Raw genomic sequence first — 19,387 nt, forward strand, 5'->3', positions numbered from 1 at the left:
GAGGGTGGACATTAGGGGGACAAAATATATAAACACACTATTTATATAAAAAAGGGGGGAAATAACCTTCTCAAAGGTACATGGAAAAGGATTACTAAATGTCTTTCACCGCAAGGGATACAAACATATTTGAATACAAGAATAAAGCCAAAAAGCAAGGAAATTAATAACGATGAAGAAGATTTACTTAGGCTATTGCCATTACCCGTTGATAATGATTTCTCGAACAAGATGAAGATACATAAACTCCCGTAAAAAAGAAATTATATAGCGAGTTTTTAACGTAAAAAAATCAAGGCCTTTTGACGTTAATTTATAACGATTGGTCAGTGTGCATCACGTAGACAGTATGATTTGGGAGGCTTAAATTTACACAAAAATATAGCGTAAATCCATAGGCTATAAATACAGAAAGTATACAATAACGATGACATGTGAAGCATGACTCATCATCAGTTTTCAATTTTACAAGCGCTATCTCTTAGGTGAGGAATAAGCCGAATTGTTTCTTAGAAACTCAAGAAAAGGAAATGCTAGAATTGTATTCACAGACCTTATTTCTATAGGCTGCTACTTGAGAAAAAGTAAGTAAACTGGGTCGTGTTTTCATTCTTTTCAGGATAGTTCTAAAGCGCCTTGTAGTTAATTTTCTCATTAGCAACCTAGGTGTATCGCTCATCTTTCTAACGGCTATTTTTCGTTTTATTTTGTTGTGTATACAAGAAGAGAAACTAGAAAAGTTACCCATAGAAAATGAAGCATACAGCAAAATAGAAAAAGCTAACTCCCTTTTCTTAACATTTAAAAAAAGGAAAAACGAGTTCAGGATTAAAGCAAAAAATAAGACGACAATTGGAAAAAAATCCATTTCAATTTATTTTAACGAAATATACTTCCTTCAGGTAGGAAATCTACCGAAAGGACGAAGCTGCAATGCAAAAAGAAAATATGGGTACTTAAGTAATAATTATGTATCAAAAATAAAATAAAGAGCGGTCTGTTCACTACAAATTAGATAGGACAATTTAATTTGTAGCCAAAACACTACAAACGAAGCTCTATACTGACTCAAACATCAATTAAAAGCGTATAAATAAGCCTCAAAATCACAGTTATCATAAAAGATAACTAAAACTAGCTCCTATACGATGTATAGCATAAAAAAACCACCTACACTGAGGTGGTTTTAGATAAAGCTTTTCCCAAAAAGCAAGTTTCTACTCTTTCAATGCTTTTTCTAAAGCTTCATTCAATTCTTCCTTAGAAATTAATGCTTGCAATTTTGTGGTAGACAAATCTCCTTTTGCATTATAAATTAAATAAGAGGGCAACGCATAAAATTTGAAATCATCTTGAATTTTCTTAAACTGCTCTTTAGACAAATAGTAATGTATCCCTCCTATTATATCGGCATAGTTTTCCCAACTTTGGACAATAGAACTTTCATCGGCTATATATACAAAAATGACATCAGCAGCTTGAGAATAAGCATCTTTAACGGCTTTGGTTGTTTCAAAATTAGCAATACAGGCACCACACCAGGTAGCCCAGAAATCTACGACAATTACTTTTCCGGCATGACGGCTTAAGATATCAGGCAACACGTCAACATGTGTCTTTTCAAAAGGCAAGTAATACGAAGTTCCCGCAGCTTTATTTACTTTTGAATTTTTCAATTCATTATGGTATAACAAGTACGCGCTAAGCTCTTTATTTTCGAAGAAATCTAAAATATTCATCATATCTTGATTCGATAGCTTCCCCTTACTACTTATTAAGTTCATATAGGCATAGCCTACCATCGCCTGATAAAAAAAATTATTTTCATGCTTAAAAATAGAACCAAAAAGTTCGTGTAGTTTAGCACGATAAGCGAAAGGACCGACCTCAGCAAGGGCAGGCAAATGAAGCAAGGTATCTTGGCTTATAGTAGCTAATAGTAGAGCATAACCGTTAGCTTTTAAAGCACTAGGATCACCATGTTTTCCTTCGATAATACCGTTATAAAAAGTTAGGCTGTGCGCAGGAATACGTTGCGATGCTGTAGCACTATCTAAGCCGACCTCTATATTATGCCTAAACACAAGATCATCATAACTAGCTAGCAAACCCGAACGATGTGCATGCTCTATTCCTGCAGAAGAATAAGCGTTAAAATAAGCACTTTTAATATCGGCCGATGCTTTCTGTAACAAGGTATGCATTCGCGCTGTAGCTCGTATTCCCTAAAGCTGTCTGCCTGAAGGAATAAGCCTTTGCTATCTAGGTATTTTGGATCAGGAGCCTCTATACGTCCAAACAATGTGTTTTGAATGAATGTCGGCATCAGGTGACTATTTTCAAAAATCTCTTTTCCTGCTCCTTTATAATTCGTTTTGAATTCACCATTTGCAGCGTAATCAATCTCCAACACCTCGGTGGTATTGGGCATTAAAACCGTACAAAAGTACTGCTGATTATAAATAAAATAGACATGAGCAGGGCCAAATGTATAGGTCGATAACAAGCGAACGGAGTCATTTACATGCTTCAGTTCAAGAGGGGAATCATAAAAGAAAACGTTGGAATAGTGAGACATCGTTACATCAGCCTCACGTGGATAATTCCCTTTAAATACGATTTTCAACGATGCATACCCATTAATTTCTGGCTTACTTTCCTGTGCGCGCAGCGAGCCATACAATGTAAAAAAGAACAGCAATACACGAATTATTTTTCTTGACATAATTAAGTTTTAGTTATAAGGTGAATAGGGATTATACATGCGTAAAAACCTCGACAAAATCTTCTCTCATCCTAAAATATACAACCATTTACGATAAATTTAGGACGTCCTACCGCGTGAGGAACAGTCCCAAACCTAAATTTGGTACAACATAGCCTTGAAAGACAAGTTTATTTTATGTTTTATTGGTTAATCTACATCCAAACATCTAGGCGTATATAAACTAAAGATATAAATAAAAAATAATTTCCCCATCTAAACACAGCTATAATCATCCTAACGAAAAAAATTATTAACCCACGAGATTTTACTTATATTCCCCAATACTCCCACATTTAATATTCCGATCTAAAATGGATGTGCTAACGGGGACAATTCACAAAAAACCTCCTCCCCTTAGTGTTGCTGTTAACGTAAGTATATTTTCTACGATTACATATTCTAAATAAAAGTCTTCGTCAACCTCAATATTGAAAGCTGGCACATTTAAAGCAGAGGCTACACCGCTGCTACTCAAAAAAAACTATATTTATACCTTAAGAGTACCGCATATACGATGTGCAACGTACTGGAGGAAGCTTCTGACGAAGCACAGCACTTTGTTGGCTTCCAACTCATCGTATAGCAGATCATGATATAGGTAAAATGCGTAAAGAAAATTCAAGCAATGCTATTAATGAAAAAGCACTACAGGAATTCTGTAATGCCTCAAAAACGTTAGCTTTATTTAGTGGCCGATGGAAGTTATCCATCTTATTTCAATTATCGGAAAGGGCGACTAACTATACGGCTTTCAAAATAAGGATGCCTGACATTAGCGACCGTACCCTTTCCAAACAATTAAACGAATTAAGCCAAGATGGTTTGATTTGGAAAGAAAAAGATAAAGCATCCTCAGTCTATGGGCTAACCGAAAAAGGACTAAAGCTTGTACCCATATTGGTACACTTGGCTAATTTTCAGTTATAAGACTAGCCAAATGTCGTTTGCTCTAAAAACTCAATAACTTCCCCATTAGGGCTATAAACGAGGCTATTCCGCACGTTAACTATCTTTTCGCCATCCACTAGATCTAAGGTAAACACGCCATTACTGAGGTCTGTAGCACCAATTTCCAGCGCCTCCTTCCGTGCTTCCTCTGCATCTTTAACAGTAAAACAAATATGAAGAAGCGCATTTTCTATGTAAGGATCCCCAGCTTCTCTTTTTCGTCCTTGCGTAGGGATATTTGCATCTTTATCACAAATTTCCAGATGATAGCCAATAGCCTGATGTTTTAACATCACACATTTATCTAAATTAAAAGCCGGCAGTGACCAGCGATGTACCTCTTGAAACCCTAACTTCTGATAGAATAAAAGCGTCTCTTCAAAATTATCGGCCTTGATAGATACATGATGAAAACCAATTATATTGTTTGAAAGATTCATACCCATTGTATTTTGTTTCAACAAAGGTATCTATCTAGAAAAGAATAGTAAAGGACTTACCAAATTGTAAGTACAGCTCCAAGAATGCTATGCGGTATTCTAATTACCATCTACATAGGCATGCCTAAAACAAAAAATATAAACCTTATAAACTATTGATTTAATATTTATTATATTTACGTATACCATGAAAAGGATTGCTATTTTATTAGTTATTTACCTAACAGCACTTATGAGTGTTCCCTGTCAAGATACGAATAGCCACGACAGCTGCTCTCACCTTTCCAATAAAGAAAGCAGGTATGACCACATCGATGATTGCTCTCCACTTTGCTCCTGCACCTGCTGTAGTGTCTCGGCTCCTATGGTTAAATTGCAATCTTCCTCACTTATCAATATTACAATAGAGCTCCTTAGTACAAGGATAATAATAAAAGATTCTTCATCAAGTTCTACCTATGCCGGTAGCATCTGGCAACCTCCCAAATATATAGGCTAATTTCTTGTCCTATACCATTTCTACCATCAAAACTATACATAAAGCATACTAATCTTTGCGCATTAGGATTCTTTTATAGTTCGTTAATGAAAAGGAAATTCCATGATTCTAATTAAGGAATAGCCATATATATGTCTACTTTCAATGACATGATGATTCCAAAAGGGTTGCTATAGCATGAACTCACAATTTTGCTAAACTATTTTTTTTATCAAGTATCAACAAAATCGACTTGTAAAGTGTTACTCTATACATATCGTAATAAAAGGTAGTTTCATTTAAGATTATGACGCGTTCAACAATCGGCTAAAAGCTGTTAAAAGCCCTGGAATAGAAATCTAAAACGACAAGATTTCCAAAAAAGACAACGATAAACTCATAAGTCAAAATTATTAGCTTGAGCAGTATATTCCGCTAAGCTTTTGAGTACTAAAACGACGTTAATAAACGACCAGCTAACAAACCAAAAATATGAAAGATAACAAGATTCAATTTGAAACCCTCTTGCAGCAGATAGCTTCTCTGTTGACACTTGCCGCCGAAACGAAGGATCCAGCAATGTATCTTTTCACCAATGACTTAAGAACACCTCTATTTTATTTAGAGGGTCTTTCCAGAATTTATGCCGCTACGGGCCCTCAGAAAAAGACGTTTAAAAAATTGCTTCAGAAATTCAAACTCCTAGAGGATATGCTGGGCAGCATAGACTATTATGAGGATTTAAATAAAAAGCTATCCAAGAAAAGTAATCTTCCCGAATTCATAAAGTCTCACTTTTTAGTCCCTGGCAAAAATGCTGTTAGCGACCTCAACGAAGTGCTTACCCACTTTGACTGGCTAAATGGAAAGCAGCTCGAGGAAATACAGCAGGATTTAGCAGACGTAAAGTGGAAAGATGCCAAAGAAGAACATAAGCGTCTAAAACAATTCTACGAAGACGAGATTACAAAAATTACAACCTTTGCCAACAATGGTGACCCTTCATTCAGTGATATGGAAGATGGTATCCATGAGCTACGTCGGAAGCTACGCTGGCTCAGTATCTATGCGCATGCCTTACAAGGGGCTATCCAGTTGGTAGAAATTGAAAAAGAACGCTCTTCCTTAGACAGCTACCTCAGTGATACGGTCCTCAACTCTCCTTTCAATAAGCTACGGGAAGTACCGGATGACACCATCCCCTTATTACTTTCTAAGTATAACTTCTATGCGTTAAGTTGGATAATCGGTCGTCTTGGCGAATTGAAAGACGAAGGACTTATTATGCTATCGTTAGCGCAAGCGTTCAGCCAAACATACCTTATCCAAAATGAAGAAGAAGCCTTACAGAAGGCTACCGAAGCATTAGGTGAAAATACAACTCCCCTAGCAGAGCTCCTCGCCGAAGGCAATAAAATCACCAGACAGTTTTTTAAAGATAAAGTGCTGAAACATCTTTTAGTTTAAAGAGTAAATGAACTCGAATTATATTGTTAAAAGGGGATCCAATTGGATCCCCTTTTAACATAAAAATGCTATAACAACCACTTCTATATGTTAAAATAGTAGGTTCATCTGTAAACAGGATAAACCTAACATTCGGAAAGAATGCATTTTCCCGAAAGCCTAAGTGTAAAAATAAAATGACACAAAGAAAAAAAAAAGGTAGAACGACTAAAATACAAAATCAAGAAAAAACAGGCTCAAAGCTATTTAAAGCAGGTTTAAAAGCAAATTAACAGACCAACATCCTTCGTTATTATTGATTAAAATTCAAATTATAAATAATAGCAGAACAAACTTTATTCATTTTGCTATTGCAAAATACAATTACAAATATTTACATTTGTTCACTTGCAAAAGACAAGTGAAAATTTACTTAAGCTATAACAACACATAGTGTCACCATTAGTATTTAATAGGACCTATAAAATCGATCAAACATGGAAATAAAAAACAAAACGGTTTTAATCACGGGTGGTGGTTCAGGAATCGGCTATGAAACTGCAAAACTATTAAGCGAGTCTGGAAATAAGGTTATTATAATAGGCCGAACTTTGGAAAAGCTCGAAAAGGCAGCGGCATCACTTAAAAATGTAGATGCTTTGGTATGCGATGTCACCAATGATGCAGCGGTTAAAGATTTAGTACAAACACTAGAAACAAAATACCCCGACTTAAGTATTTTGGTCAACAATGCTGGTAAAGCATTCAAGTATGAGCACGGTGAAAACGTAAATGCTTATGATAAAGCCTCTCAGGAAATCGAAACCAACTACCTATCTGTCATTCGATTAACGGAATACCTTTTACCCTTGCTTAAGCAACAAGCCGAAGCTGCAATTGTTAACGTGACATCTATCGTTGCCCTTTCACCAGTAACTATTATTCCTACGTACTCAGATAGCAAAGCAGCTCTTCACTCCTATACATTGTCTTTACGTAAAGTATTAGCAGAAACTAGTAATATCAAAGTTTTTGAACTTTTACCACCTACGGTGAATACAGAATTCGCCAAAGAAATTGATGGAGCGACAAAAGGGATTCCTGCCCTTGAGGTTGCTACGGCACTTCTTCAAGGTTTAGAACAAGACGATATTGAAATTGCCGTTGGTAGAACCGTCCCATTTGCGGCGAACTTCTTCCCACAGCGTATCGAAGCTTTTCATGCCGTAAACGATCGCTAAGAACCAAATCCCCAACAGCCACAGCATACCGATGGCCGTTGGGGATTTTTCAAACGTTATTATCCCATCACCAGTTATGGCCTAAAGCAAGATCTTTTCACAAGCTTTAGGTATAAACGGAATCTGCTCTGCTTAATCAATTTATACGAAGATTAGATTATACAGCTTACAGAACAAGGTCATCAAATTTGTTCCAACAATACCCGCCCTGCTGCCTATTGTAATTTCACCTTTCGTTTTCGTTGTTTCACCAATTATTTTAATCAGTTCGCTCGTTATTCCTATCCAATAGGCTTTTATCCACCCTACTTTTGCATCGTCAAAACAGTTAACTAAACGAAAAAAGACAACAATTTAGTTTTAATTATTTAGTAAAGAACACATAAAAAAACGATCATGAAAAGAATAATTTTATTGATTATGGGCTCAATTTTGTATCTAAACATGTTTGCGCAAGCAGCAAAAGCCCAAACCGACGTTATTATAAAAACAAATGGCGAAGAGCTATCGGGTAAAATCGTTAAGATGACAGATGCGGAGATAATATTTAAATATACGGGTGAAAACTTGGAGTATAACATTAAGAAAGCAGACATTTCAAAAATTACACACGCCAGTGGACGTGTAGAAAATTTTCAGCAAGCACAAAACACTAATCAAGCTGGAGTTTCGGCAAGTCAAACTAAAGATGTACGCAATAAAGTGGCGATTTTACCTTTTTCCTTTATTAAGGATAGTGAAGGCGGTGCTGATGAAGTGGGCTTAAAAGCACAAAATGATGCTTATGGATACCTAACAAAACACAGCGCAGGCTATACCATTCTTGATCCAAGAACATCGAATGCCCTTTTAATTAAGGCAGGTGTTACCAAAGATAAAATGATGGGCTATACTATGAAGGAGCTTTGTGATATCATGGGTGTTGAATACGTGATTGATGGAACCATTACCCAAACAAAAGCCGCAGCCATGACGAATGCTGTTGAAACAAATAATGCGAATATCAAGCGTAACGACAACGATAAAATTAAAGGAGCTAGTGGAAGTACGATTGCGACAAGCAATACGACACAGCGTTATGATGTTTCTGTGAGTCTTTCCATTTATATGAACAATGACAGCAGCATTTTCAATGAGAAACGTAAAGCTTTATTTGGCAATACCGATGGCTCGTACAACAGCTCGTTGGAATACCTTTTAAAACGTTGCCCATTATATAGAAAATAACAGCCCATAGCAATAAATTACAAAGGTTGATTAATAAAAGTAGGTGGTAGTTATGCAACAGCATAGCTGCCGCTTTTTACTTTTTGTAGGTTCTTGAATCGCAAATCTAACTATCCTGCGTTAGCAGAAAATCAAGCTCCGTCCCTTAAAAGTCTATAGGCTTCATTTATACGACAATGGGTCTACGTTCTTCTTTGGCCCATTATTTATTTAGTTCTAAAAGATACCGGATAATCCTTCATTGCTAATCCATCAAGCATCCTAAACGCTAAGCCTGCTAAAACAAAACTATAACCCGTATTATCTTCCAATTCTAAATCATTAAGAATAGATTTACGATCGTCAGCATCTTTCAATTTCATTGCTTACCAACGTTTTTCTGTTTATCCCAAAAGGAGAATACCGTTGCTATTTTGGGCAAAGCAAAAATCCCATCAATGGATGATGGGATTTTAAACTGCGGATTTATTAAGAAAAAACTTATAAAGATTAGCATCGCTAAAAAGCATGCCTATAGACTATCTGAAAATGCTATTTAGCATAAAGCTCGAAAAGCTTCACCAGGTCGTCTTGCTTTTTTATATTCACTTTATTATATTTTAAGTATCGTTTTAATTTTCCGGCGTCTATGGCTAGTTTTTCGGCTAGGAAAGACTCATTTTGCTTGAGCTTTACAATAGATTTATCACTTGGATTATAGACGTAGAGGTTAACGATATCTTGAACTTTCTTCGCAACATTAGCGGAGTTGTAATTCTGTGGTTCTAAAAGAACCTTATTATACTTCTTTATCAGCTGTAGCTTCCCAGCAAACAATATCTGGTAGTAGCTTAAACCGGTATGCCCATCAATTGCCGGATATTGCGCATCAAAAACATAGGTCTTTGCTCCTTTCGTAAACTTAAAAGACTTCACGGATTCTTTAAAATTATTAAGATTCCCTTCCTGATCCAGAAAAACAAGTGCATCGTTTATCACATCATATTTCACATTAAAGTCTTTTAGATTTCCCCCAGAGCGGAATGAAATGTCGGACGGCAACCAATCATCGAACAAGAAAGGGCTACCATCAATGTCCGTAAATTGATTCCGCAAAAGCGGCTTACCATCAATATCCTGGAGCACTATCTGTTGGGCTTTACCCGCATTCGTTAAACATAGCAGCACACTTATTGTGAGCATAATGGCCGTAAATCGCCAGCGGTTTTTAGTTGTATAGTTCATTGTACATCGTGTAATGAATAACCACAAAGAGGTACTATCCTAAGCATCATAGTGTCTATATCATCACCTGATTTTTAGAATAGCCCTCTATTAAACTTTTAAGGAAGCATTTTATTGCTGATTTATCGATAGTCCAATCTGCTTATGGCGATTACTAGGCAGAATTTCGGTGTTGCCCGTTAATTCCAAAACCAGCGTTTTCACGCCTGCGGCAGCACCAGCATCGAGTATCTTAACTTCGACTTCAGCAAAACTGCTATTTGCAGGGATCACCACCTTATTATCCGTGGTATAATGCGTTCCCGCGACAGCCGTTGTTTCGGTATCTACCACACGGTAACTGATTTCTGTGGCTGCTGCACGATGTGTCCCCACTAAGTTGACACGAAGCTTCACCGTTCCAGACTTTCTTGTCAACAAGGGTTGGTTGTTATTAACAGCCCCTCCATATAGTGGCACACGTGTAAATAAGGTATACTCCTTACCAGAAGAGCGTGCATTATAGGTTGCTCCATCCCACTCCACTACCGAGCCGTTGTATAGTATTTCATCGTTTTTCGCACAGGAAGAAAATACAAGTGTCCACGTAGAAAGTACTAATGTCAATATCTTAATTAATCCTTTTTTCATTATTTCTTATTTTAAATTTTGGATAATCATGCACATAACCGTGTTATGCTCATGCTCTACACCACATATTTGTGAATACCTCGTTACCATTAATAGCCGAAATTCTGTTGAATATCGCCAAAGCTTCCATCCACATCCGCCAATGGGATAGATGGCAACAACAGGTAACTGTTAAAGCTAAATACAGAGTTTGTATTTGGCTTCGGAATATCCAATCCACGACGCTTCAAATCGAAGAAACGGTGGCCTTCGAAAGCAAATTCTACACGACGCTGCAACAACACTTCATTCAGTAATTGCGCGGAAGTAAAGGTGCCAGTCAATGCGGTCAATCCACGGTTTGTACGGATGGTATTGATATCTGCTAAGGCTGCCGTTAGATTTTGTTGTGCACCAGCTTCTGCATAAGCTTCGGCACGGCTAAGGTATGTTTCTGCAATTCTTAATACCGGTACATTGTCTACGTTTACGGCACCACCTCTACCCAAAAATTTGGTTACTTCCACATTTGGACCGTTTGTTCTGTTGGAGCCACCGATTTCAAACAAGCGGTTGCGCACATCAGCACTTCTACTTGTTATTTGAGCGGCACGTCCACCGTTGTTAATCACCGTAATACCTACAGCCGTCAAGAGGTCATTTGTTGGCACCAAGTCGCCACCACCAGCTGCTGGCTTCAGCGGCAAGGAAGGATCTCTACCCACAAAATTGTCCGTAAAATTATTATCAGGAGCTGCCGAGCGTGCCGTCAGGGTAGAAAACAGGGTTTGCAACGATAAATTCACACCTAACGTCTCTGCTTGTGTGGCCGAGGTAACTTCAAAAAGTGACTCCGGATTTACAGCGGACGTAAATCCAGCAAAATAACCACTAGCCGTCAACAGCTTAGCTCCTGTCGAGGTAATTAATTCATTAGCTAGAGAAACAACTTTAGTCCAATCTTTATTATAAACAGCCACACGGATAAGTAGCGCTTGTGCCGCTTGTTTATTGGCTTTAGCAGGTGAGCCACCTAGATTTGGTAACTTTGTAATTGCATCTTCCAAATCAGCGTAGATAGAAGCATAAACCTCTGCTATGGGCGCACGTGGTGTCTTCGCATTTAAAGCACCTTCAGCCGTAGAAATAGCTTTCAAAATCAAAGGTACTCCCCCTTTATTCTGCGCTTCTATAACAGCTCCAGGAATGTAAGCATAGGTACGTACTAAATCAAAATGGTATAAGGCGCGTAAAAACTTCAATTCACCTTCCCATTTTGTCTTATCGGCCTCCGAAATACCTGTTCCACTTACCGGCGGCACAGCTTCTAACACCAAGTTTATGCGGTTAAGTGCATTATACGCTACCGACCACTGGTTAAAATGGCTACCTCTTGTATTAAGAGCTTCCCCTACATAACGGCCTGTATTTTGTGTGGCACGACCATTATCAGCCAATGCTTCTGGCACCCCGATTAATCGATTACCATAAAATACCTCGCCCTTAAGGGTAGCATATACCGAAGTAATGGTTGCATTAATTCCATCTTTAGAAGTCAATGCGATACTAGCATCGATACTATCTTTAGGGTTTAACTCAATTGAACTTTTACATCCTGCCGTCGCAAGGCTAGCTGCAGCGATAAGAACCCATATATTTCTATTAAATTTTCTATAAATCATGTTGTATCCTTTCTAAAATTTTATAATCCAAGTTGAACGCCGAAGGTGATATTTTTCGATTGAGGAATAATCCCTGTTGCCGTGCTATAAAACTCTGGGTCATAGCCAGCCCAATCACTGTATGTCCATAGATTCGTTCCTTGAACATAAATTCGAATAGACTCAAATTTGGCTTTCTCAATCCATGCTTTCGGGAAACTATAAGATAATTCGACATGTTTCAAACGGATATAATCGGTCTTTTTATATAAATAGCTCGATGCGAAAGTACTAGACACCCCTTGCGGTTCAATACTGCCATTATAAGGGCGTGGCACATCGGTAATTTGGCCTGGTGTAGTCCATCTTCTATCGGCAACGTCACGCAAGGTGTTGAATGCACGAGCACCATTTTCTGACAAGAAAGACTCCTGTCCATCCAATTGATATCTACCGTACTGGTATTGGAATAATACACTTAAATCAAACCCTTTATAAGAGAAATTATTCGTAAATCCACCAGTATACTTCGGTAAGGTTGAGCCTATATATTTACGATCAGCAGCCGATGGCGCATAGGTGATATCACCATTCACATCATAATAGAAGTTACGTCCGGTTGCTGGATTTACCCCGGCATATTCATAGGAGAAAATAGCGCCAGTATCCCATCCTATTCTAATTGCTGGATTTGTTGGAAGTTCTGTCAAGCCACCATAAAGCTTCTTAACCTCATTTTTATTGTAGGTAAAGTTGAAGTTACTGCTCCATTTAAAACCACCTGCATTTACGTTTACGCTATTCAACTCGACCTCTATACCCTTATTATCCAAGGCACCTACGTTGGTCGTGATGGTGCTGTAGCCCGAAGTCGATAGTAATGGTTGTGCCAACAGCAAATCTGTACTCCGTTTCAAATAAACGCCAGCCGAACCTGTTAGTCGGTTATTAAAAAAGCCAAAATCAAGACCTAAATCATAAGTCGTAATCTTTTCCCATTTCAAGGCTGGATTTGCTAAATTGCTCGGCGCCAACCCTGATTGTCCAGCATAAATTCCGGAGCTGCCATAAAGAGCACGCGAGGCGAAGTTACCGATAGCGTCGTTACCTACAGACCCGGCACTCGCTCTAAACTTCAATAGGTTAATCCAACGTGTATCCTTCAGGAATTCCTCATCAGCAATATTCCATACTAAAGTTGCTCCTGGAAACCAGCCAAACTGGCTATCAATTCCGAATCGAGACGACCCACTATAACGAAGAGTACCGCTAATAACATACTTACTTTTATAAGAATATTGTGCTCTGGCGAAAGAACCGATTAATCGGTAGCCGCTCCAGGACTCATTCACACTTAAAGGATTGGCCGCAGCACCCAAATTCTCCAATAATGGCGACGGATAGCCATCTCCCATCGCATAAATTTGATTGGTATCATATGCTTTATATTCAAATCCTAAAAGGGCGCTAAAAGTATTGTTCTGATTAAAAGCTTTATCATAATTCAACGTCTGGTTCGTCAAAAATGTCGACTTCCAGTCTGTAAACACCTCTCCATAACCTTTTCTCGCATACGAGTCATACGTCAACGGTGAATTAAAATGTTTACCTGTTGCAATTCTATAATCAAGGGAATAGAACGATTTAAAAGATAATTCAGGTAATATTTTGTACGTAGCACTCACCGATCCGATAAGGTTGTTCGTCGTTTGGTAGCCCACATTGTAGTGGTCACTCAACGCAACGTTATTTGATGATAATCCGGGGAAAGCTTGTCCCGAACCAGGTGCACCAAAATAGGTCCCATCCTCATTATAAATAGGATTGGAAGGAAGAATTAATGCTGCTCCCCAAGAAGGGTTGCTAAAAAATGAACCCGATGTGGCATAGGGACCTCTTTGTTTAAAGGTACTTAAGTTCACCGCACTGTTGAAGGACAGGCGATCATTCGCTTTATGGTCGAGCTTGGAATTAAAAGTACCTCTTTTAAAATCGGCTACCGACAATATTGCATCTTGGTTGTTGTATGAACCGGATAGGTAAAAAGTTGTTTTTTCATTTCCTCCACGTGCTGACAATTCATAGTTTTGAACGGTCCCTTTGCGGAAAACTTCATCCTGCCAATCATAGGTTGGCAAAGCAGCAATTTCGGCTGCTGTCAATGTCGAAGATTTACCAATCTCTTGCAAAACACGTTGTAATGGATTTGCAACGCCTGCGTTGGTATATGCTTCTGTACGCAAAGCGATATATTCTTGCGTATTTAAAACATCATATTTTTTAATAGCACTAGCTGTTCCCGTATAGGCATTGACATTAAATTTCGTTTTTCCAGCCTTTCCACTTTTTGTCGTGATTAATACAACGCCATTTGCTGCTTGCGCACCGTAGATGGAGGCTGTAGCAGCATCTTTCAATACTTCAATCGACTCGATATCATTCGGGTTAATCCCCGCTAGGCTATTACCCTGCGTGAATCCCGAAAACGTTCCGCCTGTAAGCTGCACACCATCGACAACATACAAAGGGTCTGTGCCAGCATTAAAGGAGCCTACACCTCTAATCTGTACGTTGATTGCCCCTCCAGGGATACCGTTATTGGATTGTACCACCACCCCTGCTGCACGCCCTTGCAAGGCCTTTTCGAAGGATGTTATCGCTTGATTTTCAAAATCTTTTCCCGCTACACGAACGGATGAACCACCAAACTCTTTGGCTTTCACACGTGTTCCATAGCCTAAGACAACAACCTCTTGCAGAGATGCATCTGTAGCATTTAGGGCAATATTATAAACTTGAGAAGCCGTTAAAGGAATAGTTTGCGGAGCATAGCCTAAGTGAATAACTTCTAAGCTTTTGCCCGCAGTATTTATGTTAATAAGAAAGTTTCCATTTTGATCTGTTTGCGTAGCTAAACTACTTGCTGTTATACGAATGGAAACACCCGCCAAAGGCGCTCCTGTTTCCGCAGCCGTCACACGTCCACTGACTCTTCGTGTTTGATTTTGGGCACTGATACTACTTATAAATACGGCAAATAATAAGGTGAGTAATAGTATTTTTTGTTTCATTTGTTTGTTGTTTAGATTAAAGAAGAGATAGATAAAGTTAAGACCACTTGAATTTCAAACGCTATATTTTCGCTTATGCCATTTTCAACTAAACAAGAAATAAAATGGCCACTGCACGCTGTAGGAAGCATACATACAAGTGGGTTATAGAAATATTTGTGATACAAGTGGCTTAACCTTATAACAGCATAGTTGGTCCCAAATACATGCCTATTTTTTAAAAAGCATATCCAACATAATGCTGCTACGGTTGTGTGCTAGCCTAAGTCAAGCTGAGAAAGGAGTGTCTTAAGCTAACACATGCGCATTCGCTTAATCCCGTTAAGGTTACTGTATAAGACGATGAGTACGCCCGTTTTTTTATTCAAGGAAAAAATATTCATATACTAAGTTGGTTAATAGTTGAGTGTAAAAGGAGGCTATTCAACATCGTAAATAACCGCTAAAAGTTCTATTGCAAATACTGCTGTATCTTCGTTATTAAATCTTCGCCACGAAGATTCTTAGCTACGATAACACCGTTTGGATCAAGCAAAAAATTCTGTGGTATGGAGCTTATATTGTATAGTCTAGCAACGGTATTATCCCAAAATTGCAAATCAGAAACTTGTGTCCAAGCGAGTTTATCATCATCAATAGCCTTTAGCCAGGCTTCTTTTTGTCCTGGACGATCCAACGAAACACCCAAAACGGTAAATTTCTTGTCTTTCAATGCCTCATAAGCAGCTACCACATGCGGGTTCTCTTGTCGACATGGCCCGCACCAGCTAGCCCAGAAATCGACCAATACATACTTACCTTTGAAATCGGCTAGGGAAACTAACTTACCATTGACATCTTCTTGTGCAAAGGTAGGTGCCGCTTTCCCCACAGATACAGCTCTAATTTTTTCAATCGATTCAGCATACTTCTTGCCTGCGGCTGAATTTCTTACCGCTGGTGTTAACGACAAAAAGATAGGCTCGACATCACTAACCTCTGGCGAATAACCGGCAACATTGTTGATGTTATCTAAACTGACTAAGGAATTTGGGTGTGCTGTAATAAAGGATTTCACCTTAGCTACACGTTCCTCGTTTATTTTTTCGCTCTCCGCTTGAATCTGCTCTCTGAATGCGTCACTTTTCCGCTCCTCTTCCGAAGCATTACGATAGCGTTCACCCAAAGTTTTATTCTTAGCCGTGACATCAGCAAGTAACGTATTTAGCTTATTAACATCGGCATTAATCGGGCCGCCTACCAGTGTAGCTTCCGCTATTGATGAATTGCCGGTTAGCGTTAAAGTACCTCCTTCTAGATAAATAGTCTTTCGTGGTGAACGTGCTGCCTGCGCCAAAGATTCACTGATGGTAAGCGTGGCCCGTGTAGGTTCACTAATTACACCATTCAGCTGAAAACTACCTTTGTTTATCGCTACCGAGTCATTAATGAGCTCTGTTCCCTTCCTATATTGTAAGAAGAGCTTACTTCCTACTTCAACAGCATCTAATTTTCCTTTTATATTAAAGGTGATATCTTGTGCGAAAACTGCTACTGGAAATAATAAGGCTATGAGGGATATTTTCTTTTTCATACAATTTCTATGGATTTAGTAGTTTTTATTAAAACAATGTTATACTTTTACAGTAGACAATACAAATATCAAAGTTCTTTAAGATAATTCAAACCTAGGTTTCATACCTATACTAGGAACTTTTACTACGTTAACCAAAATGTGCAGAAAGGAGATACTCATGAATAAGAGATTCATAATTGATCAGATTAGAATATTAAGGAGAAAACACAACCTATCGCAATCCGAGATGGCGGATAAGTTGCACATATCCATGAAGACTTACCAGAACATAGAATATGGTATTACGAAAATTGATTTGGATAGATTAGAAAAGATCATGGAACTACTGAATAGCAATTGGAAAGATTTTCTGGAGACAGCGGATTTACCGATTGAAAATAACGGTGACCATACAATCGTGCTGGAAAAAGTGCTGGAAGAAAGAAATCGCTATATTGAAAAGCTGGAGAGAGATGTGCTCTACTATCAAAAACTACTAGAAAACAGACTTTATTAAAATAACTGAAAGTAAACCTCGAAATATCCAGATTCTCTAATTGTTGTTAACGCTTTCGACAATGAGGCGAGGCTTTGGAGACAAATGAAGGTCATACATCTTTTAAGCGTAAGACCAATTCATCTGTCTTATTTTGCATAATAAATGTTAAAAACAATACAGCCATTAGGCAAATTATCAGTTTTTAGATGTAAAAGCTAAGCTTTACTGTATCCACCTTATAAAGAAGGTTATTTAAGATTTTTTAATCCCTTAGACTTACCTCAAAGGGATTAAAAAATTCGAATAGGTAATCTTATACTTTATGAAGTATAAGATTACTCAGTAGCCTTATAAACCGGGTTTATTTTTCTTAAACTCTTTTAATTTCTCATATCCTTCAAAAACCTTTGAAACATCAAAATAGTAAGTTTTGAGCGTTCCATCTTCTAACTGCGTTTCCATAACATCGCAAACTCCCTCCTCAAAACCTAGGCGCTGCTTTAATAAATTAGCCTTCAACATATTAAGAATAAAATATTCTTCTGCAACTTGAACAACAGGCCATGCCGTCGCACAAGATTCTCCATTTCCGTAGACAACAATAGATTTTAAAAGCCCGAATTGGATGGTTCTATACTTAATAGCGTTAGTCGTATCTCCTAAAATCTGGTACGTTTGTCTTAATATTTTATGCGCTATCATACTTGTATAATCAATACTCAACATTTCCTTTGCCGTTTGCATGGTTGCAGTATATTTTTCCTCTTCAATTTCTTTGTACAGTCTCTTACTAAGACGACTAAACAGATCCATTTTCTGCACGATTACAGCATATTGTTGGCTCTCTATCAGAGAGAAGCGAAAATCTTGATAGTCAATATCCATATTTCCTGCTTCCAAATCTTTGATATAGCGACTATACTTATCATCAAAATCTGGAACCACAATTTGTTGACGCTCTTGCGCATAAGTAGCCACGCCAATCAAACATGAAACGAGTAATAAAAGAATATTTCTTGTCATATATTTTTAAATCTTAAAGGTTAATTTTCATATGATTTGAATAAAAAACAGGAATAAAGGCAACATGCATCTCCTATCGTTTTGCTGTAAAAAATAAACTATTACATCAAAACTAGGCGCTTTAATCTAAGATGATAAATTAGCTTTATTTACACAAGCTGATTTATAAAAATTAAATAGGCTATGGAAAGTTTTTTGAAGATGTTGGTGTTTATTGGATTTACCTTATAAATAATTCAAAGAAAGTGGAATAGTTCATTGAATTGGAAGTGGAAGCTTAATTCTTAACTCATTAAGCTTTCGGGAAGATGAATAGAACTACTGCTAGGTTCCAGATGACAGAAAAAGAGCCTAAGCACATGGAAATCAACTTAGACTCTTTTATTTAAGATACCCTTAGAGTACCATACCACCATCGACAATAATTTCAGTTCCAGTGATGAAAGAAGCATGTTCATCGCTCAAATAAACGACAAGCTTCGCAATATCTCGAGCATCTCCAATCTTGCGCAAAGGAATCTCAGAAATCAATTGCTTATTTACATGCTGAATACCTTCTTCATCTAAACCCATTTTCTTTAAAACCTCGGTTTCATGAGGCCCCGGGCTCACAATGTTAACTCTAATTTTCCGTGGTGCTAGTTCGGCAGCAGCAGTTTTCGCGATGGAATTGAGTGCTGCTTTACTCGCCTGATAAATGGAGCGCGATGCATTGTGTGTGGAGGCTACTACCGAAGATAGCATAACAACAGAAGCTCCCTCATTGAGTAAAGGAATCAGTCTACTGAGCGTAAAATAAGCTCCTCGGAAGTTTATATTCATCACATTATCGAAGTTTGTAGGATCCGCATTTTCGATAAGCTCCATTGTTCCGGTGATACCCGCATTAATAAAAAGTATATCAATTCCCCCGTGCTCCTTCTTCACTATTTCATAGAGCGATGCAATATCTTCGAGCTTTGCTTGATCGGCGACAAAAGGAATAGCTCCTATCTCCTGTGCAGCTTTTTCGATGACATCTTTACGTCTTCCCGTAATAATGGTTGTTGCCCCTTGTTCCACAAGCTCTTTTGCTGTAGCGTAACCGATACCACTATTACCTCCTGTTACGATTGCTAATTTATTTTTAAATCTATTCATGTTATTTTTCTAATAAAGGTATCGCTATAATAGCATATTTTTATAGCTAGTATAACCG

Annotated in this window: 17 protein-coding genes; 6 read left to right on the forward strand and 11 right to left on the reverse strand. The window is 38.0% G+C overall.

Annotated elements, in window-relative coordinates:
• Positions 1–1,217 precede the first annotated feature (1,217 nt).
• Together WH223_RS00285 and WH223_RS00290 are read right to left on the reverse strand one after the other, a co-directional pair.
• Entirely contained in the window at positions 1,218–2,204 is a 987-nt protein-coding gene (locus tag WH223_RS00285; protein WP_340045517.1) for a TlpA family protein disulfide reductase, read from the reverse strand.
• Positions 2,129–2,725, reverse strand: coding sequence for a hypothetical protein (locus WH223_RS00290; RefSeq protein WP_340045518.1), 597 nt, complete (start codon positions 2,723–2,725; stop codon positions 2,129–2,131). The genes WH223_RS00285 and WH223_RS00290 overlap by 76 nt, the downstream gene beginning before the upstream one ends.
• 645 nt (positions 2,726–3,370) lie before the next feature.
• Between WH223_RS00290 and WH223_RS00295 the strand changes: the two genes are divergently transcribed.
• Positions 3,371–3,694, forward strand: a complete 324-nt coding sequence (locus WH223_RS00295) for a winged helix-turn-helix transcriptional regulator (RefSeq protein ID WP_340045519.1) — start codon at positions 3,371–3,373, stop codon at positions 3,692–3,694.
• A 2-nt stretch (positions 3,695–3,696) separates the two neighbouring features.
• Here WH223_RS00295 and WH223_RS00300 read toward each other — a convergent pair whose 3' ends face one another.
• The gene (locus WH223_RS00300; protein WP_340045520.1) at positions 3,697–4,155 is read right to left on the reverse strand and encodes a VOC family protein; all 459 of its coding nucleotides are present in this window, start codon (positions 4,153–4,155) and stop codon (positions 3,697–3,699) included.
• 187 nt (positions 4,156–4,342) lie between these two features.
• Between WH223_RS00300 and WH223_RS20080 the strand changes: the two genes are divergently transcribed.
• The 4 genes from WH223_RS20080 (at position 4,343) to WH223_RS00315 (ending at position 8,547) form a co-directional block, all read left to right on the forward strand.
• The gene (locus WH223_RS20080) at positions 4,343–4,654 is read left to right on the forward strand and encodes a DUF6660 family protein (RefSeq protein WP_445265596.1); all 312 of its coding nucleotides are present in this window, start codon (positions 4,343–4,345) and stop codon (positions 4,652–4,654) included.
• A gap of 471 nt (positions 4,655–5,125) precedes the next feature.
• Positions 5,126–6,100 (forward strand): hypothetical protein, encoded by a 975-nt coding sequence (locus WH223_RS00305; protein ID WP_340045521.1) that lies wholly within the window; start codon positions 5,126–5,128, stop codon positions 6,098–6,100.
• A gap of 476 nt (positions 6,101–6,576) precedes the next feature.
• Complete coding sequence (locus WH223_RS00310) at positions 6,577–7,320, forward strand: SDR family oxidoreductase (protein WP_340045522.1); 744 nt, start codon at positions 6,577–6,579, stop codon at positions 7,318–7,320.
• Positions 7,321–7,716: 396 nt separating this feature from the next.
• On the forward strand, positions 7,717–8,547 hold the full coding sequence (locus tag WH223_RS00315; protein WP_340045523.1) for a FlgO family outer membrane protein: 831 nt from the start codon (positions 7,717–7,719) through the stop codon (positions 8,545–8,547).
• Positions 8,548–8,753: 206 nt separating this feature from the next.
• Here the strand turns inward: WH223_RS00315 and WH223_RS00320 are convergent, their stop codons facing one another.
• The 6 genes from WH223_RS00320 to WH223_RS00345 all read right to left on the reverse strand — a co-directional run bounded on the left by WH223_RS00320 (position 8,754) and on the right by WH223_RS00345 (position 16,685).
• Positions 8,754–8,909 carry a hypothetical protein gene (locus WH223_RS00320; protein ID WP_340045524.1) on the reverse strand — a complete coding sequence of 52 codons (156 nt, stop codon included), beginning with the start codon at positions 8,907–8,909 and terminating at the stop codon, positions 8,754–8,756.
• Between the two features lie 169 nt (positions 8,910–9,078).
• Positions 9,079–9,771 carry a hypothetical protein gene (locus WH223_RS00325; protein WP_340045525.1) on the reverse strand — a complete coding sequence of 231 codons (693 nt, stop codon included), beginning with the start codon at positions 9,769–9,771 and terminating at the stop codon, positions 9,079–9,081.
• A gap of 111 nt (positions 9,772–9,882) precedes the next feature.
• Positions 9,883–10,401, reverse strand: coding sequence for a DUF4843 domain-containing protein (locus WH223_RS00330; RefSeq protein ID WP_340045526.1), 519 nt, complete (start codon positions 10,399–10,401; stop codon positions 9,883–9,885).
• A gap of 89 nt (positions 10,402–10,490) precedes the next feature.
• Positions 10,491–12,062, reverse strand: coding sequence for a RagB/SusD family nutrient uptake outer membrane protein (locus WH223_RS00335; protein WP_340045527.1), 1,572 nt, complete (start codon positions 12,060–12,062; stop codon positions 10,491–10,493).
• Positions 12,063–12,082: 20 nt separating this feature from the next.
• Positions 12,083–15,112: a SusC/RagA family TonB-linked outer membrane protein gene (locus WH223_RS00340; protein ID WP_340045528.1), complete on the reverse strand. Its 3,030-nt coding sequence runs from the start codon at positions 15,110–15,112 to the stop codon at positions 12,083–12,085.
• Between the two features lie 451 nt (positions 15,113–15,563).
• Positions 15,564–16,685 carry a redoxin domain-containing protein gene (locus WH223_RS00345; RefSeq protein ID WP_340045529.1) on the reverse strand — a complete coding sequence of 374 codons (1,122 nt, stop codon included), beginning with the start codon at positions 16,683–16,685 and terminating at the stop codon, positions 15,564–15,566.
• Positions 16,686–16,845: 160 nt separating this feature from the next.
• Here WH223_RS00345 and WH223_RS00350 point away from each other — a divergent pair, with 160 nt between their 5' ends.
• On the forward strand, positions 16,846–17,184 hold the full coding sequence (locus tag WH223_RS00350) for a helix-turn-helix domain-containing protein (RefSeq protein ID WP_340045530.1): 339 nt from the start codon (positions 16,846–16,848) through the stop codon (positions 17,182–17,184).
• Between the two features lie 330 nt (positions 17,185–17,514).
• On the opposite strand, the gene WH223_RS00355 is transcribed toward WH223_RS00350, so the two are convergent.
• Positions 17,515–18,189, reverse strand: coding sequence for a DUF4919 domain-containing protein (locus WH223_RS00355; RefSeq protein WP_340045531.1), 675 nt, complete (start codon positions 18,187–18,189; stop codon positions 17,515–17,517).
• A 396-nt stretch (positions 18,190–18,585) separates the two neighbouring features.
• Complete coding sequence (locus tag WH223_RS00360) at positions 18,586–19,329, reverse strand: SDR family oxidoreductase (RefSeq protein WP_340045532.1); 744 nt, start codon at positions 19,327–19,329, stop codon at positions 18,586–18,588.
• Positions 19,330–19,387 lie beyond the last annotated feature (58 nt).

It is taken from the genome of Sphingobacterium sp. MYb382 (assembly GCF_037572665.1).
Taxonomy (GTDB): domain Bacteria; phylum Bacteroidota; class Bacteroidia; order Sphingobacteriales; family Sphingobacteriaceae; genus Sphingobacterium.